This is a genomic window from Kluyvera sichuanensis (genome assembly GCF_014218705.1).
GTDB lineage: Bacteria > Pseudomonadota > Gammaproteobacteria > Enterobacterales > Enterobacteriaceae > Kluyvera > Kluyvera sichuanensis.
In genome coordinates this window covers 303,716-322,014 of record NZ_JABBJF010000004.1, presented here as the reverse complement: position 1 = coordinate 322,014, position 18,299 = coordinate 303,716, and the positions used below count along the sequence as shown (strand labels likewise).

At 45.4% G+C, this 18,299-nt stretch carries 17 protein-coding genes and 1 pseudogene; 16 read left to right on the top strand and 2 right to left on the bottom strand.

The features are described from left to right. From HII27_RS07435 to HII27_RS07380, 13 genes are all read left to right on the top strand, one after another. Positions 1-1,395 carry a hypothetical protein gene (locus HII27_RS07435; protein ID WP_185667285.1) on the top strand — a complete coding sequence of 465 codons (1,395 nt, stop codon included), beginning with the start codon at positions 1-3 and terminating at the stop codon, positions 1,393-1,395. A 3-nt stretch (positions 1,396-1,398) separates the two neighbouring features. Further along, the gene (locus HII27_RS07430) at positions 1,399-1,836 is read left to right on the top strand and encodes a hypothetical protein (protein WP_185667284.1); all 438 of its coding nucleotides are present in this window, start codon (positions 1,399-1,401) and stop codon (positions 1,834-1,836) included. Then, positions 1,833-2,411 (top strand): hypothetical protein, encoded by a 579-nt coding sequence (locus HII27_RS07425; RefSeq protein WP_185667329.1) that lies wholly within the window; start codon positions 1,833-1,835, stop codon positions 2,409-2,411. The genes HII27_RS07430 and HII27_RS07425 overlap by 4 nt, the downstream gene beginning before the upstream one ends. A 123-nt stretch (positions 2,412-2,534) precedes the next feature. Further along, positions 2,535-4,421 carry a lytic transglycosylase domain-containing protein gene (locus HII27_RS07420; RefSeq protein WP_185667283.1) on the top strand — a complete coding sequence of 629 codons (1,887 nt, stop codon included), beginning with the start codon at positions 2,535-2,537 and terminating at the stop codon, positions 4,419-4,421. Continuing rightward, complete coding sequence (locus HII27_RS07415; protein ID WP_185667282.1) at positions 4,421-5,143, top strand: hypothetical protein; 723 nt, start codon at positions 4,421-4,423, stop codon at positions 5,141-5,143. The genes HII27_RS07420 and HII27_RS07415 overlap by 1 nt, the downstream gene beginning before the upstream one ends. Beyond that, positions 5,140-5,415, top strand: a complete 276-nt coding sequence (locus tag HII27_RS07410) for a hypothetical protein (RefSeq protein ID WP_185667281.1) — start codon at positions 5,140-5,142, stop codon at positions 5,413-5,415. The genes HII27_RS07415 and HII27_RS07410 overlap by 4 nt, the downstream gene beginning before the upstream one ends. After that, a complete protein-coding gene (locus HII27_RS07405; protein WP_185667280.1) occupies positions 5,415-6,458 on the top strand; it encodes a hypothetical protein in 1,044 nt (347 codons plus the stop codon). Before HII27_RS07410 ends, HII27_RS07405 begins: the two co-directional genes overlap by 1 nt. Next, complete coding sequence (locus tag HII27_RS07400; protein WP_185667279.1) at positions 6,455-7,171, top strand: hypothetical protein; 717 nt, start codon at positions 6,455-6,457, stop codon at positions 7,169-7,171. The genes HII27_RS07405 and HII27_RS07400 overlap by 4 nt, the downstream gene beginning before the upstream one ends. Then, on the top strand, positions 7,168-7,500 hold the full coding sequence (locus HII27_RS27105; protein ID WP_223883167.1) for a hypothetical protein: 333 nt from the start codon (positions 7,168-7,170) through the stop codon (positions 7,498-7,500). Before HII27_RS07400 ends, HII27_RS27105 begins: the two co-directional genes overlap by 4 nt. Further along, positions 7,497-8,915: a ubiquitin-activating E1 FCCH domain-containing protein gene (locus HII27_RS07395; protein WP_185667278.1), complete on the top strand. Its 1,419-nt coding sequence runs from the start codon at positions 7,497-7,499 to the stop codon at positions 8,913-8,915. Before HII27_RS27105 ends, HII27_RS07395 begins: the two co-directional genes overlap by 4 nt. Then, on the top strand, positions 8,915-9,622 hold the full coding sequence (locus tag HII27_RS07390) for a hypothetical protein (RefSeq protein WP_223883166.1): 708 nt from the start codon (positions 8,915-8,917) through the stop codon (positions 9,620-9,622). The genes HII27_RS07395 and HII27_RS07390 overlap by 1 nt, the downstream gene beginning before the upstream one ends. A 334-nt stretch (positions 9,623-9,956) precedes the next feature. Continuing rightward, on the top strand, positions 9,957-10,871 hold the full coding sequence (locus HII27_RS27435; protein ID WP_185667277.1) for a hypothetical protein: 915 nt from the start codon (positions 9,957-9,959) through the stop codon (positions 10,869-10,871). Next, positions 10,871-11,086, top strand: coding sequence for a hypothetical protein (locus HII27_RS07380; RefSeq protein ID WP_185667276.1), 216 nt, complete (start codon positions 10,871-10,873; stop codon positions 11,084-11,086). The genes HII27_RS27435 and HII27_RS07380 overlap by 1 nt, the downstream gene beginning before the upstream one ends. A 47-nt stretch (positions 11,087-11,133) precedes the next feature. On the opposite strand, the gene HII27_RS07375 is transcribed toward HII27_RS07380, so the two are convergent. Next, positions 11,134-12,282 carry an acyltransferase family protein gene (locus tag HII27_RS07375; RefSeq protein ID WP_185667275.1) on the bottom strand — a complete coding sequence of 383 codons (1,149 nt, stop codon included), beginning with the start codon at positions 12,280-12,282 and terminating at the stop codon, positions 11,134-11,136. Between the two features lie 625 nt (positions 12,283-12,907). Between HII27_RS07375 and HII27_RS07370 the strand changes: the two genes are divergently transcribed. From HII27_RS07370 to HII27_RS07360, 3 genes and pseudogenes are all read left to right on the top strand, one after another. Further along, complete coding sequence (locus HII27_RS07370) at positions 12,908-14,104, top strand: tyrosine-type recombinase/integrase (protein WP_185667274.1); 1,197 nt, start codon at positions 12,908-12,910, stop codon at positions 14,102-14,104. A gap of 178 nt (positions 14,105-14,282) precedes the next feature. Continuing rightward, positions 14,283-14,621 (top strand): annotated as a pseudogene (locus tag HII27_RS07365) (tyrosine-type recombinase/integrase); the annotation flags it as partial. A gap of 55 nt (positions 14,622-14,676) precedes the next feature. Further along, on the top strand, positions 14,677-17,928 hold the full coding sequence (locus HII27_RS07360) for a hypothetical protein (RefSeq protein WP_185667273.1): 3,252 nt from the start codon (positions 14,677-14,679) through the stop codon (positions 17,926-17,928). 200 nt (positions 17,929-18,128) lie between these two features. Here HII27_RS07360 and HII27_RS07355 read toward each other — a convergent pair whose 3' ends face one another. Then, positions 18,129-18,293 (bottom strand): integrase core domain-containing protein, encoded by a 165-nt coding sequence (locus HII27_RS07355; RefSeq protein WP_317983841.1) that lies wholly within the window; start codon positions 18,291-18,293, stop codon positions 18,129-18,131. Between the last annotated feature and the right edge of the window lie 6 nt (positions 18,294-18,299).

The window sequence follows — 18,299 nt, the reverse complement described above, 5'->3', positions numbered from 1 at the left end:
ATGGCAATTGTTAACATCAACGTATCGGTAACCAATCCGCCGAAGCCGCCCCAATTGCTGAAGTCCGGCGCGCTGGTCTCGGTCGGCGGCACCACACTAACAGCGGGCAGCTACCAGCTACTTTCTACGAAAGATGACCTGAAAAGCATTCTTGCTCCGGCGAAAACCATCACAGCTCTTGCCTGGGCGACGAACGTGGTTACGGTTACGCTTTCTGCTCCGCATGGCTGGACCACCGGTGATACCGTCCCAGTGGTTATCTCTGGCGCAGCGCCAACCGCGTATAACGGGGCATTCACGGCGACGGTCACCAGTTCAACAGCGTTTACCTATCCGCTCAGCTCAGATCCGGGTGCTGCGACAACCATGGGGACAGTGACTACGGTTAATGCCCTGGAAATTCAGCAGATGAACAGTGCTTACTGGACCCAGGGTACAAACCGCGCCGTGTATGTGCTTGAGCTCGGCGACGTCAGCAATACCGCTGCAGTTGCCGCACTGAGCGACTTTATCGACGAAGATATTGCACTGGGTAACACCTACCAGACGTTCTTCTCATACCTTGTTCCGCGTGAATTTGCTGATGAAGCGACATTCAAAACCCTTACCGGCCTTTATACATCGCCGAGCTCACTGGTTTACTTCTTCGTGACCACTACTATCGCAAATTATGCTGATTGGGTGGCAACCGAAAACAAGTCTGTGTGCGCAGGTGTTGAGGCTCCGGCAATTGCCGCAAGCGAGTTCTCTATGGCTGCGGTATTTCAATCATCGCTTTCGAATGACCCAGGATCCTCAAATCAGGTTCCGCCGATGTCCTGGCGCTTCATGTACGGTGTAACGGAGTATCCACCGGCAGGTAACAGTACACTGCTGAAAACGCTGCAGGATAACAGCATTAACTACATCGGCTCGGCAGCTGAAGGCGGGCTGAGCAACAAGATGCTGGTGGCGGGGCACATGCTGGATGGTAAGCCATTCAACTACTGGTATTCGGTAGCCTGGGCCGCCATCAACCTCGAGCTGGATTTGGCGAACGAAGTAATTAACGGTTCCAACACCAACATCAACCCGCTCTACTATGAGCAGGTGGGCATTGACCGTTTGCAGAACCGCGCCCTGAAGACGTTGCGCAATGGCATCAGCTACGGGCTGATTCTTGGTCAGGTAGTGGGGACAAAACTCACCCAGACCGATTTCAATGCTGAATATGAGAAGGGCACTTACGCAGGGAATGCCGTTATCAATGCCGTTCCGTTCTCCAGCTACACTAGCCTTAATCCATCGGATTACCAGGACGGCAAATATAACGGGCTTAGCGCCGTTATGACTCCGCGCCGCGGCTTCGAATCCATCACGTTCAACCTGAACGTAACCAACTTTGTAGGGGCGTAAAAAATGGGAAACCCAATGGTGCCTCAGGGCTTTTTGAACCGCGTCAAAGGGGCTATCTCGGTTACTGATAACCCCAATCTCAACATCACCGCGCCATACCTCGGGAAAGAGATGATTAGCCTTCGCCCTGATGGGGTTGCGACAGACATCATCCCAACAGCAACCGGGACGGTAGGTAGTCAGGTTCCATATCAGCAGGTGACGCTCACTGTACATCTGCTGAAAACTCAGTCCATCGGCGCGAGCTACCAGCAGCGCTTTCTGACCGATACCTCCCTGGGAGAGGTTGTGGTGACTCCGGACGCGACGACGTTCAGCAACTACACCCTGCAAAACTGCTATCTGGTCAATTTTAATGAGCTTTCATTCAGTGGCTCGGACGCTGGGTATGTTGTGACGATCTCTGGGTATCTGCCGATTAACGACAACATGTGGAACTGACCGTGAAAATTGACCGCAAACTAAATTTTGTCAGCACAGTTATTCGTGAAGATGGAACGCTGCTTTACCTGCACGCCGTACCATTGCCTTATGAAGTTGTTGAGGAAAACTGTGTGCTGCTTGGCAGCATGTTCAATAACTTCTTCTCAATGGTTGGTGGTATTGGTGCGCCGCGCGTGGCCGCCATGATGCTGCGCAAAGCGTTAAAAGCCCAGCAGGAACGAGAGCCTGGTGCGCCGACAATCATCGATGATATGCAGCGCCTTACCACTGTTGTCTGGAACGACGATGGCACATGGAAAACGACGCCTTTAGACACCGCATTCAAACAGGGAATTATCTCCCAGGATGAATACCGTGAAGTCGAAGGTGAGGTTGTTTTTTTTATGGTGGCCTCTGCTATTCAGAAGGCGAATCTGATCGCCGGAACAGTGGGACAAGCGCTCGATGCGTACAATGGTCAACTTACCTCATTGACCAGTACGGGGTATCGCGATTCTTTACCGACATCGAAAACGGATATCGATACCCAGACCCCGATTCCCCAGCAGGAACTGTCACACATACCCTCCTGACCTGGGCCTCCAATGAAGGCTTCCGCGAGCTCTGCCGTGAATTAGATATGGGCGACTATGAAAGCCCGTTGCAGTTCCGGCAGCGCTTCATCCTGGAAGCAATAAAGCAGAAGGGATACTTCAATGGCAGCTAAGGCGATTGTCGATATTGCTGTTAATGACGACAGCTTTAACTCATTTCTCGACAAGTTTAACGGGTATAAAAAAGCGGTCGATGAATTGCCAGAGGCCTGGCGGATGTCGTCACGTGGAATCGGTGATTCTGCGAAAGAGACCGAAAAAATGCGTCACAGCATGGATGCTGTCACCAAAGCCTTTACTGATGGCGTGGCCTCAATATCCGCGCTGAATGGCGGTCTGGATCAGTTAAACCAGAGCCTCGATAAAGCCGGTAAAACGCAATCAGACCTGAATAAGAAAACCAGCGGTGCCAGCAACTTTCTGAGCAAAGCCAGTAAGGATGCGAAAAGCCTGGCGGGGCACCTGAAGGACGCGACCACGAGCCTGTTGTCCTGGGGTAGCATCGTTGGTGTCTTCACTGGCCTGGCTGGCGCTGGTGGATTATGGGGCATGAATCGCCTGGCGGGTTCTGCTGCTGCTCAGCGCTTTACCGCCATGGGATTAGGGACAACTGCCGGCGGCCTGAACTCGGCAGCGGTGAACTTCCAGAGCGCGTTAGGTAACCCGGTAGGAACACTGGGGGCTATCCGTGACGCTCAGGCCGATCTCAGTAAGCGCTGGACCTTTAACGCCATGGGCGTTGATGCCAATCAGGACCCAACGAAGCTGTTGCCTCAGATGATTAAATCTGCGCGCGATATTTACGTGAAGAACGGCAGCACCCAGCAGGGGGCAGAGGCTTACGGGTTAACGAACTATTTCACTATTGATGACCTGAACCGCTTCAAAAAGATGAGCGATGCGGAAATTGACGCTATGGCGAAACAGGCCGCCGTCGATACGCAAAAGCTTCAAGTATCAGACCGCCAGTTGAAGCAGTGGCAAGATTTCAACATCCAGCTGGACCGCAGCAAGGTCAGCATCAGCAATACCTTTATCCGTGGACTGGCACCACTGACGCCGGAGTTAACCAAACTATCCGATGCGTTTTCAGGCGCCATAGATACCGTGCTGAAATCTCCTGAGCTGGGCAAATGGATAGACAGCCTGGCGGGCGGAATTCAGAAATTCGGCAATTACCTTGCTTCACCTTCGTTCAAATCTGACGTAGATGCATTCATGTCCGCAGTGGAAAAGCTGGGCAAGGTCATCATGAGCGTCATTGGCTGGATCACTGGTGACTCTTCATCTTCTGCTGGTTTGCAGGCTAATTCCTCATTCCTGAATAACACCGTGAAAACGGACGCGTCCGGAACTCACTATGTGAAGGGCGGATTGAGTGACCCTAACACTCCCGCGTTTTCTAAGTGGGTGACGAGAAAGCTATACGGGATGACCGACACTGCGCCTACGGAGTATGACCAGTACTTTGAAGAGGCAGCGAAAAAGTATGGTGTCGATTCAAAAATGCTGAAGGCCATAACTGGTGCTGAATCATCCTGGGATCAAAATGCAAAAAGTAAGGCCGGCGCACTTGGCCTGATGCAGGTGATGCCATTCAATTTCCAGAACGGTGAAAACCCGTATGACCCGCGTGACAACATCATGGCTGGTGCCAGGACATTAGCTTGGGCGAAAGGACAGGCTGGTGGTGATGTTGATGAGATGCTGCGTTATTACAACGGCGGAAGCCGCAGAGGAAGCAAAGAGAATGTCAATTATCCAGGCCGGGTTCGCGAGCAGTATATGGCCCTCTACGGGAAGAATATTCCAGCCATGGATCCTAACCAGCATGATGCTTATTGGCAGCGACAGACAGAAGCTAAAAATAATCAGCTTCTCCAGCAAATAGCTGACAACACTAGAGGCGACAGTAAAGGACTTACCATAAATAACAACACTGGCGGTAACGCCGTTGTGACCAGTACGCAGCTCGGAGGGTTTGGCTGATGGCATTTACGCGTGAGCTTTACCGGCTTGGCTTCGAGATCTCCCCGGTTATCCTCTGCGAAGGTATTGCGCAGGCGATTCCTGGCGGGATGCTGCCTATCGTAGCGCTGACGCAGAGCGCCAGCTTTGTCACAGGACTGCTTAGTGGTGCCTCCAACCTCACGAACATGGATAAGTACTTCTGTCACTGGCGGGCGCCGCAGGGCGGCACAATGCTGGACTATGAAATTGGCCGGTACCCGTTTGCAAACCAGACGGTGGCTGCGAACGCTCTGCTGGCTATGCCTCTGCAGATCTCGCTGATTATGGATGCACCGGTTAACGAGAACACTGGGACGATGACGAAGCTTGTCACCCTCAGTGCGCTACAGGCGGCACTGCAAGCCCACGCCAACCTCGGCGGTACATTCATTGTCGCCACGCCAGCGCTGATTTACAGCGGCTGTATCCTGAAGAGCGTCAGAGATGTTACTGGGGGCGGTGGCAGCGACCCCACTCCGCAGCGCCAATGGCTCTGGAGCTTTGAGCAGCCTCTCGTTAGCGAATCGCAAGCTGGTCAGGCGGTAAACAACTACATCAGCAAGATTGATGCTGGTGACGTTACAAACAGCAGCGCCTGGACTAACACCGTAGCGGCATTGGGTAACACCTCCCTTGGAGGTGGTGTATCCGATGCGATAACCGGCCTGATTGGGAAATTGAGCGGGACATTCGGCATATGAGCACAGACCTGTATCCCTTTTCAGGGAATGAGAAAACCAGCATGGTTTTCACTCCTGTTCTGGACGGTTCCGTTTATAACTGCCAGATAAAATGGAATATCGCTGGCCAGCGCTGGTACCTGAACGTAACTGATAACTCCGGGGCCCGTCTTCTTACTACCCCGATGATCGGCTCTCCCGTCGGTACCGATATCAACCTTCTATTCGGAGTTTTTTCTTCAACGAAAATGGTCTGGCGCTATCCGAATGCTCAGATAGAGGTGATCAGCTGATGCGGTATTACGATGTTAAAATCTCCTACCCACCAGATAGCAAAGGTAATCCCGGAAAGCTCTACAAGCAGTACTCAAGTCTGCGTAATGGGGTTTTTAATCCAGGCAACCTCATGGTTGAGTTTGATATCCAGAGATTCGGTGAGTCCACCCCGAAAGGCCAGAGCATTATTACCATTTGGGGAATAAGCCCTCAGGAAATGCAGCAGTCCCGACAAGATATGTTCGGTATGGTCATCGAAATGTGGGTTGGTATGTCCAAGGGATTGCCTTTGGCGAAACCAGGGCAGTCTGGATTGGTCATGAAAGGGACCGTATGGCAGGTGCTGGGGAACTGGCAGGGAGCCGAGTTGAGGATGGACCTGATCGTTACGGCAGGGGCAGTGTCTCCAACTAATCCAGCGCCGCTAGCCCCTCTAAACCTAACATTGCCGTGGAATAAGGGAATAAAGCTCTCTGTGGCTCTGACTCAGTGCCTTCAGAATCTTGGTGGTGGTTATCGATTCAATATCAGCATCAGTGACCGACTGATCAACAGCTACGATAGCCAGATGATATGCGGCAGTCTGACCGAGTTAGCCAGCCGGCTTAATTCACTAAGCCGCGGGATTATCCAGGACTCCAATTACACCGGCGTTGAAATCTCTGTCGTTAATGGCAATGAGATACGCGTCTTTGATAATGACTTCTCTAATCATTCAGATGGTAGTGAAAGGGGCAGCGCAAACTACCGCAGGAATAATCCAATCCAAATTGAGTTCACTGATCTTGTCGGGCAGCCGACATGGGTACAGTTTGGCGTTGTTACGATTCCCTGTGTCATGCGAAGTGATATTCAGGTTGGCGATTACATTCGCATGCCGAAAAAGCTAAGACCAATGGTCCAGGCATCCTCTTATTCGCAATTCCGCAATGATGCGACATTTACCGGGGACTTCCGCGTTTCTTCTGTTCGTTTATTGGGTAATAGTCGCCAACCAGATGCTAACTCCTGGGTGACCATTATTGAGGCGCAGCCGGCACCGGAGAACACTTCATCATGAGCACTGAGAAAAAGCTCAGCTTCGCAGGCAATATGAATAATTTTGCCGCGAACAAGATCGCCCAGGCCCAGTTAATGGCTGGGAAAGTTTTGCCGGCCGATGTTGTAGAGCGCAACGGGAATATGGTGGTTATACAGGTTCTTCTTCGCAACGTGCCTTATGTCGTCCCTCACCTGACAGTACCGCTGTTCGGACCGGAGTATATCCGCTATCCAATGCGGCCTGGCAACAAAGGCATTTTAATCCCGGCAGATACGTATATCGGTGGCATCAGTGGGCTCGGCGGCGGTACTGCTGACCTGACGCCACCGGCTAATCTCAGTGCGCTGACGTTCCTCCCAATTAGCAATACTGAGTGGGAGAACGTCGACCCTAACGTATTGACGATGTATGGCCCGGAAGGAGTTACTCTCCGTGATTCCGGAAGTAAAACAACCTTCCTGCTCACCCCTACGAGCATAACGATTGCTACACCTGAACAGTTCAAAGTTACTGTCGGCGGCACTGAGCTTACGCTCACCGGCACTTCATGGGCATTAACTGGGCAATCTGGAACCATTCAGGACAGCGATGCCAGTACCAGCCCGTCAATCATGCATACCGGCTGGCAGCAGTTGCTGGCTTGGCTGAATGCACACGAGCATACAAATGGGAATGGCGGGAGCAACACTGGTGCGCCAACAACTCAGTTTAACGGGAGCATCACGCAATGAGGACATACGGACGGGATGAGAGCGGGAAGTGGCTGAAGGTTGAGACGGACAGTAACGGGTTTAATGATTCGGTTTATCTGACAACGCTCATTCAGAACCTGAAACTGGCACCTCAGGAGTCGCCGTTTTTTGCGGAAAACGGGATACCGGCAAACGGCTCTGTGATCCAGCAGATTCTGCCAACATTTTACGTTAACCGGATTCAGCAGCAATTCAGTCAGTATTTTTCCTCGCTGCAGATCGCTCTGACAGAGAGTGACCCTCCGGCCTACACCATTACAGCCATTACGAACTCGGGCTCAAAAATAATAACGCAGGTATATGTATGAGTGATTTACCAGTCATTTATGATGAATCTGGCCCGGTCCCGCAAACCGCCGAGGAGTTGCGCGCCAAAATCGTATCTCTGGCCACTACAATGTCTCCGGGCATTACTACTGAACTTCCTGGTTCATTAATTGAGGACATGGTCAGCACCACTACCGGCGGTGCGATTGTCTGCGACCAGGCCCGCGTAGATCTCCTTAACTCAGTCGGACCGCTAGGCGCGAACATTTTACTGCTGAACTTACTGTCTCAACAGTACGGTGTTCCTGGGCAAAAATCAGAAGGGCTAACGACGGTTCCAGTGTCGTTTTCTGGGCCCGCAGGATTTGCCATCCCTCAGGGGTTCCTGGTATCGGACGGAAATTACCAATACGCATTGGATGATGCGACGATCATCCCGTCTTCAGGAACGACATCACCTGTAACCTGTAATGCCACGGTGGGAGGGGTATGGGCTGTTCCCGCTGGCACGGTGACCAATATAGTAACGAGTTTGCCTGCGGACATAGCGCTGACCTGCACAAATCTCACCGCTGGCGTACCAGGTAGTGAAACCGAAACCGTACCAGAGTATAGAGCTCGAGTGTGGGATGCTGGAATGATGACCGTCCAGGGCTATCCGGGGTTTATCAGAACAGGGCTTAACGCGGTAGATAATATCGTGGCCAGACTCACCTCTGTCGTTCAGGATGGTGAGCGCTGGGTGATCATGTGTGGTGGTGGCGACATTTATTCAATGGCGGGCGCTATCTATAAAGCAGCGGGTGATATTAGTCGATTGAAGGGAAGCACCTTGAATGTGACGGGTATCAGTAATGCCAACCCAGGAGTGGTTACCACTGATTTAACTCACGGATTTTCGTCTGGGCAAGTTGCCAGAATCACCGGAGCGAATGGCATTACTGGCGTGAATGATGTCGATCTGACGATTACCGTGATTAACCCTCATTCGTTCTCGATCGGTATTGATACCAGCAGCTCAGGAACATGGACGAGTGGTGGGGAAGTTACGCCAAACCTCAGGAATCAGACGGTAACGATTAATGACTGGCCTGATAATTACGCAATTCCTTTCGTAACGCCATTACAGCAACTAGTTACTATAACGTATCAATGGCGTACTGAAGGCGTTAACTATCTGACGGATGCGACCATCTTGTCTTTGGTTTCTACTCCGACAATTAATTACACCAACGGAATATATTCAGGAAAGCCGTTAAACATTAATACTCTCAAGGATGTTTTTCTTGACTCTGTTAATAGCACGCTTAATAAAGACCTGTTTAGTGTTCTTAATGTTGTTGTGACAGTTAACGGAACAATTACGGATGTTGATGTCAATACCAACATCATTAGTGGTGACCCATACAGTTATTGGTTTATTCCTGATGATGGGGTTTATGTTTCCGGAGCATAATGATGCTTGAAGATATTATCCGTGCTTATCTTTACACCCAGTATAACGATGATGAAAACCTGCAAGCATTTATTGATGCGTACAACACCGTAGCAAAAAGTGTGTATGACTGGATGGTCAATGCTAACCTCCCTGTATTTATTGGGCCTTATAATTCTGGCGACCAGTTGAAATGGATTGCTGCGGGCATCTATGGCGTAAGCCCGCCAATACTCATCAGTTCGAAGCAGAATATCTACGGTCCATATAACGCATTAACCTTCAACACGATTGAGTTTAACGGTAGAAAGCTCGTAGACCAGTCTGAGCAGGTTGTGGCATCCGACGACTTGTTTAAGCGAGTGATGACATGGAACTTCTACAAAGGTGATGGGTTCTACTTCACCATTCCATGGCTTAAGCGCCGTGTTTTGAGGTTCCTTACTGGTGTTGATGGTGTCGACGTTGTCAACGACCAGCGCTGGAGTATATCCGTGCTGTTCTCGTCATCCGGTGCAACGATCTCAATCATCAAGGGTTACCGAAAGCTTACCGATTCAGCGATGTTTAATGCCAGCGCATTCAATACGCGCGCCTTTAACCAGAAGAGCAGCGTTCTGATTAAAAGCACGGAGTACGAGTATGCTACGTTGTTCAAACAGGCCTTTGATAGCGGCCTGCTGCATATGCCATTTTATCAGCCAGTTACCGTAACGATAGTTGGATAATTACACCCTGATATCTTCATTATCATGCCTTACAGAAACTTTGTTCTTTTTTATTTCATTGATGGTCCTGTTGTCTGACACTATTGATAAATATATCTTTAAACATGTGCATATTATCAATGAAATAATTGTAAGGCTGAATATGAATAAGCTCAGTTTAATTGTAAGGAGTGCTGGCATGCCATCTTGAGTCCACATTTCAAAACAAAGAACAAGCAATATACAAGATAGCGCTATTGTTAGCGTCGATAGTGATGCTAGTAATATTTTAATTAATGCTGCTGCAAAATTATTCATTAGTAATCCCTTTATGTTTTGATAATCAGGAGGACAAATGTCCTTAACCTTACTGGCATCAAACAATGCCTCAACAGTGCTTGCCTCGTCAATCAATGCTAGCGCCACGACGCTTACGGTAAACACTGGCGCGGGTAGCTTATTCCCTAGCCCGGTAGCGGGAACCAGTTTCTTTAAGCTTACTCTCATCGACGCGGCGACAGGGCAGTTAACAGAAATTGTACACGTCACAGCCAGAACTGGCGATGTGATGACGATTGAACGAGCGCAAGAGGGGACTGCCGCGCGAGTATGGTCAGCGAACGACATCGCCGCAAACATGATGACTGCAGGTACGCTCTCTTACATCCTTGCGAGTTTCCAGCCTCTTGATGCCACACTGACAGCTCTGGCAGTGTTAACTGGTGCTGCAAACAAGTTGCCGTACTTCAACGGCATCGACACTGCTGCGCTAACTGACCTTACTGCTTTCGCCAGGGAAATTCTGGCGCAAACTGATGCTGCTGGCGTTCTCTCAAAGCTTGGCGCCGGTAACTCAGCAACCAGAAACGTAGGAACAACAGCGGGAACGGTGGCTGCTGGCGATGACCCGAGAATAGTTAATGCTATTACGGCATCATCACCAGCTGCATGCACTGCATGGGCTAATTTTAATGGGATCTCCCCGGTAACAATAAAAGACTCGATGAATGTTAGTTCGATTACCAGACTAAGCACTGGCAAGTATTTGGTAAACTTTACTAACCCAATGGCAAACACAAACTACTGTCCAGTATTATCATTTGGCGATGGAGCTACCGCAGGGACGGGCTCAGCAGTGATATCAATGGATGGTAGTGGGGTAAATGGCAATCCTCTTAAAACAACAAGTAATGTTACTATATATTCTCGCAGTACGGGAGGTGCCCTTGATTGTGCTGAACTTAATATTATTATATTCGGAGGTAAATAATGCAGGAAGTAATTGTTTTTGAATTTCAAGGTGGAACGGCAGTAATGTCTGTGGCATCAAATATTGGAATGACGACTCTGGAAATTGGAAAAAAGGATGTGCCTTCTGGAGTTCCATTCTGGATTGTAGACGCTGCCCAGGTCAGTGATTCTTTTAGCGTTGACCAAGAGTCAATGGGGGAACCATCTGGCTTTGGCAAGGCAGGGGATGTGTAATTAGCCGGGAAGGTAATAATATTAACGCCACCCGGCAAAGATGATAATTAGCTTTGAATTGAACTTTTAGCTTGTTTCATTAGTATATCTTTACCTATTTGAATAAAAGGCTTCTCAATTAAATTATAAGTCACAATAGATGTGAGTATAACAATTGCCAGTGTAGCAATGGACAGGGCGGTGTTCATGTATGGGCCGCCCGCGTCGATAACTCTAGAATTGTCGATTATCTTTGTCAGTTCGATCCCAGTAAACTTCTGCGTAACTATAAATATTGATGTGATGACCAAAAGAACTGCGGCATGAGTCATATATATAGAATATGATAATTTTCCAGCCCAAACTAAAGGTGTTGCTGTCAACAGCTTTGATATAGGACCTTTTTGAAAAGAAAATATAGATATGCAGATTGCAAATACAAAGCTTAGCATTATGTTTTTATGCTGCAGATCAGAAGTTATTAGTGAGTATATAATCACAGGGATTACAATCTCAAGTGAAATAAAAATGCAAGTTAGCCTATCATTATCAATGCGGTTGTGTATGCGCCTTATCAAAACATAGGTTAAAGAGCCAAGGAAAAAGCAGGAAAGCCCCCTCACCACATTAGGAGTAAAGTAGTAGTAATTATAAGCGATAAATAAAAATGCAGTTGCTGATATGGCGACCCATGAAGCAACTCTTAGCCTCCAGCTTAACATCAGAGTAAAGAAGAAAAGGATATATGTATAAAACTCAATGCTAATGCTCCATGCAGGGCCATTGAAACTTTCGTTTTGAGTTAAGTGTGTCCATGCCTGAACAAGAAAGAGATTAGGCAATATTTCACTAACATCCTTTGTTATTGTGAATGAATGTATCTGAAAGCTTACACCATGCTTCTCCGCTACTAGTTTACCAAACTCTAGAATGATCATTACTGCTAGTGTGAATACATGAAGAGGGTAAATCCTGAAAAACCTTGCCGTTATATATTTTTTAAAACTAAGGTGTTGCTTGTATGCGAATCCGTGGGTCAAAACGAAGCCACTTAATACAAAAAAGAATTCTACAAATACATTGCTCCCTCTAAAAAATGGTAGCGTGGATAATCCATTGATAATAGTCATATGGAAGAAAACGACACAAATGGCACAGATCCCCCTGAAGCTATCTAAAACCTCAAATCTGTTTTGCGCTGGATTTCTTTCAATCATACATTCCTCATAATATATTTATAATTGTCTTATTTTTTTGGTGAACATTCTAATGAAATACTTTTGTATTATCAATGCTAGATTATTAAATTGACATGCTTTCTTCGTGGATAGAAAAATATTGTCATAACAATGCGTGAAAACCTTTTGTTGTTGATTTTTTTTGTGACTAGCGTTGTGTTTTTCTGTTATCGAATGATGTAGGAGGGTGACTGGCGTGGGCAGGAAAAAATTGGCGCAAAACAACTCAAAACCGGTGAAGGTGGTGATGAGTCTTGCGCTAATGCTCTGTTGTGCCATGGATGTGACACGCACATGGCAACACCTTACATCAACATTCTTTTTGTGCCATCAACATAACCATTGTGAATGCGGCTAATGCTTGTAAAAACAGATAGTTAAAGTAGGTGCTTCTGATTCGTAATGCGAAGGTCGTAGGTTCGACTCCTATTATCGGCACCATTTCAAACTCCTCCCAGGTCTACCGAACTCAACTAAAAGCCCGTATACTGCGGTTCCTAGCCCGTATTTTATCTCCTGTTATCAACTGTACTCAACCAGAATCAAGTCACAGTTGCGGGCATAAGTGGGGGCATTCTGTGTTCGGTCCAGAGAGATGCCCCCAATGAAGCTTAATGCCCGACAGGTAGACGCTGCTAAACCCAGAGAGAAAGCCTACAAGCTGGCAGATGGTGCTGGTTTGTATCTTGAAGTCGTTCCCTCTGGTTCTCGATACTGGCGAATGAAATATCGCTTCAATGGAAAAGAGAAGCGTATGGCTTTTGGTGTTTATCCTGCAGTGTCTCTCGCACAAGCGAGGGTACTACGTGATGAAGCCAAGAAAAAACTGGCCGAAGGTATCGATCCATCGTTTGCGAAGAAAGAAGAAAAGCTGGTTCGAGATGTGCAGCTCAATAATACGTTCCAGTCTGTGGCGCTTGAGTGGCACGGTACGAAGGTGAGCCGGTGGTCAGAAGGCTATGCCTCGGACATTATCGAAGCTTTCAATAAAGATATTTTCCCCTATATTGGCCAGCAGCCGGTGAATGAAATCAAACCGCTGGTTCTGCTTAATGTGCTGCGTCGAATGGAAAGCCGTGGCGCGACAGAGAAGGCCAAGAAGGTTCGCCAGCGCTGCAGCGAAGTTTTTCGTTACGCCATCGTTACTGGACGTGCGGAATACAACCCTGCAGCAGATCTAACCAGCGCGATGTCAGGGCATGAATCAAAGCATTATCCCTTCCTGACTGTTGAGGAGTTACCAGACTTCTTTAAAGCTCTCTCTGGTTATACAGGCAGCCCGCTGGTTGTTCTTGCCGCACGTTTGCTGATACTTACGGGAGTTCGCACCGGCGAGCTTCGAGGTGCTTTCTGGAGTGAATTTGATCTTGAGAAAGCGGTGTGGGAAATTCCTGCCGACCGAATGAAGATGAAACGGCCTCACCTTGTGCCCCTCTCTACCCAAGCTCTGGAAATCGTACAGCAGCTCAAAGTGATGTCAGGGCAATATCCACTGGTGTTTCCTGGAAGGAATGATCCCCGCAAAACAATGAGCGAAGCGAGTATTAATCAGGTGTTTAAGCGGATTGGATACACGGGGAAGGTAACGGGGCATGGTTTCCGCCACACGATGAGTACGATTTTGCATGAGGAAGGGTTCAATACAGCGTGGATTGAAACCCAGCTTGCGCATGTCGATAAGAACGCGATTCGAGGGACGTACAACCATGCGTTGTATCTGGAAGGACGTAGGGAGATGATGCAGTGGTATGCGGATTATATTGATAACATTGGGAAATATAAAATAATCATGGCCTTATGATACGAACCTTAAATTGGTCCTTTATTAGTAGGTAGCGTGAAATCTAAAGCTTAGCTCCTCCGTTTTTGGAGGAGTTCAACCCCCGTAATTTTTTGTACTGATTTACATTTGCGTCTGACTGTTTGCTTAGTGCCAGGAACGGACATAGAAAACACGATGTTATAAGATTAGGTGCATCTATCCGATCGTATTCATTGGACGTAATTATCGTACTAAGCCGATCTCAAAGGAAAGGATTAATCAGGTAATTGAGTTATTAGGATAAAAAGGAAGGCTGACGGGGCATGGTTTTCGTCTCACAATGAGTATCATTCTGCACGAAGAAGGATTCAACTCTGCATGGATCGAAACACAGCTTGCACATGTGGATAAGAACGCTATTCACGGGGCTTACAATCATGCACAGTATTTGGAAGGGAGACAACAGATGATGCAGTGGTATAGTGATTACATAGATAGTTTGTCTAGAAATAAACGTCCGCAATTTTTTCTTCAAAAAAGGCAGTATGAACAATAAATCTAGTTGATGCATACAAAGGTTTATTGTCGATAGCAAGAGGAGCGTCAAAATCATGAATGTACAGGAAACCAAATTTTCATCTAAAGAATTTCTAAGGCGCCGTCGCCCTGAAAAATTTTCTGATTCAACAATCAGAGAGACTGGTACTTTAGATAGAGTTGTACTGGAACACTTCCTCTCTACGCTAAATACAAGAAATCAAGAACTACAATTCGAAGATTTTGCAAAAAAAATATGTGAAAAAATAATTTGCCCTAATCTCCTTGAACAAACTGGTCCTGTAGCAGGGGGGGATGGTAAAACTGACACACAAACATTCCCTGTTTCGGAACAGAATAAACTTCTTTGGTTCGAAGGTGTTAATGAAGCATCAAATAAAGAACGTTGGGCCTTTGCGGTAAGTACACGTAAAGACTGGAAGAAAAAATGCCATGAAGATGTACTTAAGATAAAAGAAACAGATCGTGGGTATACTAAAGTATTTTGCGTAACGAATCAATCTGCAAAGTCCAATATTCGTTCAGAGGTTGAGGATACATTAAAAACAAAAACTGGAATAGATGTTCGTATATTAGATATTAATTGGCTATTAGATCAAATTTACAAAAATAATTTTGAGCAATTGGTCATTGATTCATTGTCAGTTCCAACGCAATATAAAAGAGAAGTTGTTTTTGGAGAAAATGATTATAAAAAGCATAAAAAATATGAAGAATTAATCGAGTATATTAGAGATAAAATAAACCCTGCTGAAATTTCATATGAACAGGTGGATATGTTTTTAGAAATTGCAGAGTTAAGCGCTGAACTTGAGAAACCACTAATTGAAACACAAGGTCTATTTGAAAGAGCTATAAAAATCTCAAAGAAATTCGGGACTAATCAACAATTGCTGGATGCGTATTATCAATATGCCTGGAAGTCTCATTTTTGGATGGAAGATTTTAATCTCTTCGAAGAAAATCTTCAATTTGCATATGAAAGTATTGCATCATCAACTAATTCCTCAAAATGGGAGAAAGTTTTAAATTTAGTAACCGTTCATAAAAGTTATATTAGACTTAACAACGCAACATCTACAATCGACATTGAGAATATTGAACGTAACATGCTCGCTAAACTAGATGAGATAGCTGAAGATGAATCACGTCCCAGTAATGCACTCACAGCGAGAACTCACAAAGCTATTTATAAATTGACAACGTTTTCAGATGTAGAAGATGCTTCGGTTGTATTTGAAGAGTTACATGAGATTTTTAAAAATAGTGGGAATTTAATAGGCTATCCCTTTGAAAAAAACTTCCAACTTTTGAACGAACTAGATGACATTTTTTTCGAGGTAGATGCATATGAAAATTTATTAGACTATATGACTGAGCAATCTGCTGTTAGAGGCGGTGAAGTTAAAGGAGCATTATTAAATCTACGAAGAGGTATAAAGAGGATTCAAAATGGTCACCCTTATCAGGCAATCAAGTATTTAGGAAAATCTTTTATTCCACTTTATAAAGAGGAATCACGAGATAAATTTATATTAGCATTAAAAGCTATTGCTTATGCTTACGAATCCATTGGGTTGCTATGGAGTTCACGTTCATGCTTGCTTCTATCCGCTTCTTTGATTACAGATAACTACTGGAAGTATGATGAGATATCATTAAAGCAGGCTGATATTTATTATAGTTTATGCCTAGCAGAAATAAAACTAGGGAAATTAGCACATGCTCTTTTATGGTATGAACTGTTTTTAATAATTAACCAAAATATCAGTGATAGCCCGTTCGGCGATAAAGAAAATCAGCAAGTTGATTTTTACATAAGTCAACTCATTTTGAACACTGACCTAAATGGAATAAATCGACAGAGTAATATTCCCGATGAACTCGATAGATTAGGTCTTTTTGTATCATCGGGATGTCTTAAATATGCTTTAGGTTATATTGAAGATTTTGAACGTGAGTACGAAGTTACTGCCGATAAAGATCATAATGATTTTTTGCAAAAAATACGTGACTTTGATGCTGGATTCAATAGTAAAGGCATAAAAGATAACTATGATAAACGAGGAATATATACATCTTTTATTTTTGGATGCACCATAGAAATTAACTTTCCGAATCGGTCACCATTTATAGAGTTTTCAACTAGTATCTTAGCACTTTTAGAGAGTGCTTTTGCAACTTGTACGATTGATAACATCCATCTGAAAGAAGCATTCTTAATTATTGAAGTAATAGCAGATGATGAAGATGAATTATCCTTATCACATGAAATAAACAGCAATAATGGAAAACTAAACCTTACTATAAATTGCAATGGTTTTGAGACAAGTGCATTTAGAATCGATGCTCAACAAAAAATCACTAATGAATTCAAGAAAATAGTATTTGATCTTCTACCTGAGTTATTTTTTATAAAAAATACAGAATACATTGAAAGAATGATATTCGAAGATGCTGCATTTGACAGGGCAATTAGTTTCGGTGCCTGTATCAAAGCGATTGAAAATGTTCTTGGAAATGATATTGATCAACAAATTAAGAATATTTATTCCACCAGTGCTGAAAAGAAAACTTACTCTCTTTTAAGAGATAAATCCTGGGATAGTGAATTTCCGAAAGTGTTGGAGGTCGAGGATATAAATGTTCCAACACCTGGTAAAGGAAGAATACCTGAAGAGGAACTTAATTCCGAAAATATTACGCATAAAGATTATTCAATACAAAGCCTAATCAAACCTCGTCTATGGGATAGAACACGCTGGCAAGGAGTAGGCTTCGCTCAATTAAAATCGTGTTATCCAGGGTTATATCTATTATTTAAACACCCCGATATAGGTGAGGATATTTTTAAAGATCTTATATCATCAGTAGGCTTGGTAGATAGTAAAGCCAGATTACGGGTTTGTATTGTCAAGGGTATTTCAGTTAAAAACCCAACTCATTATAGAGTACTGATATCTGAAAATATGATGACAACGCCATTAACTAAAAGAATGACAATGATCAGTAGAATTAATACGATGACTCCTGATAGCAATGTCAATTTAGAAAGATTTCTTGCTGCGTATCAGGCCTGTGGAAAATTCTATCTTGGATGTGATGCGATGTTAAAAAATATTGTTCCTGAGCATCCACAAAGAGATAGTTTAGGGATAGAAATGAGTACGTTAGATGTTAGGTGGGCTTGGGAAATTGGGTTAAATGATGTTGATTGTATTGGGGTTAATTTAAAAGAAGATGACCCCTATATCCCTAGTGATGTAGCTGAGATCCCATTATTGCAATTGATAAACAGTAAATAAAATGTTTGCTAAGAATACCGCCTCTTAAGGGGGCGGGTTCTAAACAAATCTTTAGCCTCTTCACTAATGCTATTAGTGTTATCGCTTTCACAATAAATTGCCGACCTGCCCCCCATTGCTTAACACACATCGAAGTAAGTATGCATTCTGAATGACCCTGACCCCGAATATGCTCCAGTCATAATCAGGAATAACCGGCTTCATGTTGGTTGCGTATTCTGGCAACCGGCAGACTTTTCAGCAAATTCGGACGGGGCCATCCAGCCCAGCGCAGAATGGGGACGTCTCTGGTTATAGTGTATGCGCCAGGCCTCAATTTTGCACCGTGCATCCTCCAGGGACATAAATGGTCGTTCTTCCTGAATATGGTC

Coding starts and splice junctions, on each gene's coding strand:
- HII27_RS07370 (WP_185667274.1), top strand. CDS start 12,908: ATGAAGCTTAATGCCCGACAGGTAGACGCTGCTAAACCCAGAGAGAAA.
- HII27_RS07360 (WP_185667273.1), top strand. CDS start 14,677: ATGAATGTACAGGAAACCAAATTTTCATCTAAAGAATTTCTAAGGCGC.
- HII27_RS07430 (WP_185667284.1), top strand. CDS start 1,399: ATGGGAAACCCAATGGTGCCTCAGGGCTTTTTGAACCGCGTCAAAGGG.
- HII27_RS07380 (WP_185667276.1), top strand. CDS start 10,871: ATGCAGGAAGTAATTGTTTTTGAATTTCAAGGTGGAACGGCAGTAATG.
- HII27_RS27105 (WP_223883167.1), top strand. CDS start 7,168: ATGAGGACATACGGACGGGATGAGAGCGGGAAGTGGCTGAAGGTTGAG.
- HII27_RS07415 (WP_185667282.1), top strand. CDS start 4,421: ATGGCATTTACGCGTGAGCTTTACCGGCTTGGCTTCGAGATCTCCCCG.
- HII27_RS27435 (WP_185667277.1), top strand. CDS start 9,957: ATGTCCTTAACCTTACTGGCATCAAACAATGCCTCAACAGTGCTTGCC.
- HII27_RS07410 (WP_185667281.1), top strand. CDS start 5,140: ATGAGCACAGACCTGTATCCCTTTTCAGGGAATGAGAAAACCAGCATG.
- HII27_RS07375 (WP_185667275.1), bottom strand. CDS start 12,282: ATGATTGAAAGAAATCCAGCGCAAAACAGATTTGAGGTTTTAGATAGC.
- HII27_RS07395 (WP_185667278.1), top strand. CDS start 7,497: ATGAGTGATTTACCAGTCATTTATGATGAATCTGGCCCGGTCCCGCAA.
- HII27_RS07400 (WP_185667279.1), top strand. CDS start 6,455: ATGAGCACTGAGAAAAAGCTCAGCTTCGCAGGCAATATGAATAATTTT.
- HII27_RS07390 (WP_223883166.1), top strand. CDS start 8,915: ATGATGCTTGAAGATATTATCCGTGCTTATCTTTACACCCAGTATAAC.
- HII27_RS07405 (WP_185667280.1), top strand. CDS start 5,415: ATGCGGTATTACGATGTTAAAATCTCCTACCCACCAGATAGCAAAGGT.
- HII27_RS07420 (WP_185667283.1), top strand. CDS start 2,535: ATGGCAGCTAAGGCGATTGTCGATATTGCTGTTAATGACGACAGCTTT.
- HII27_RS07435 (WP_185667285.1), top strand. CDS start 1: ATGGCAATTGTTAACATCAACGTATCGGTAACCAATCCGCCGAAGCCG.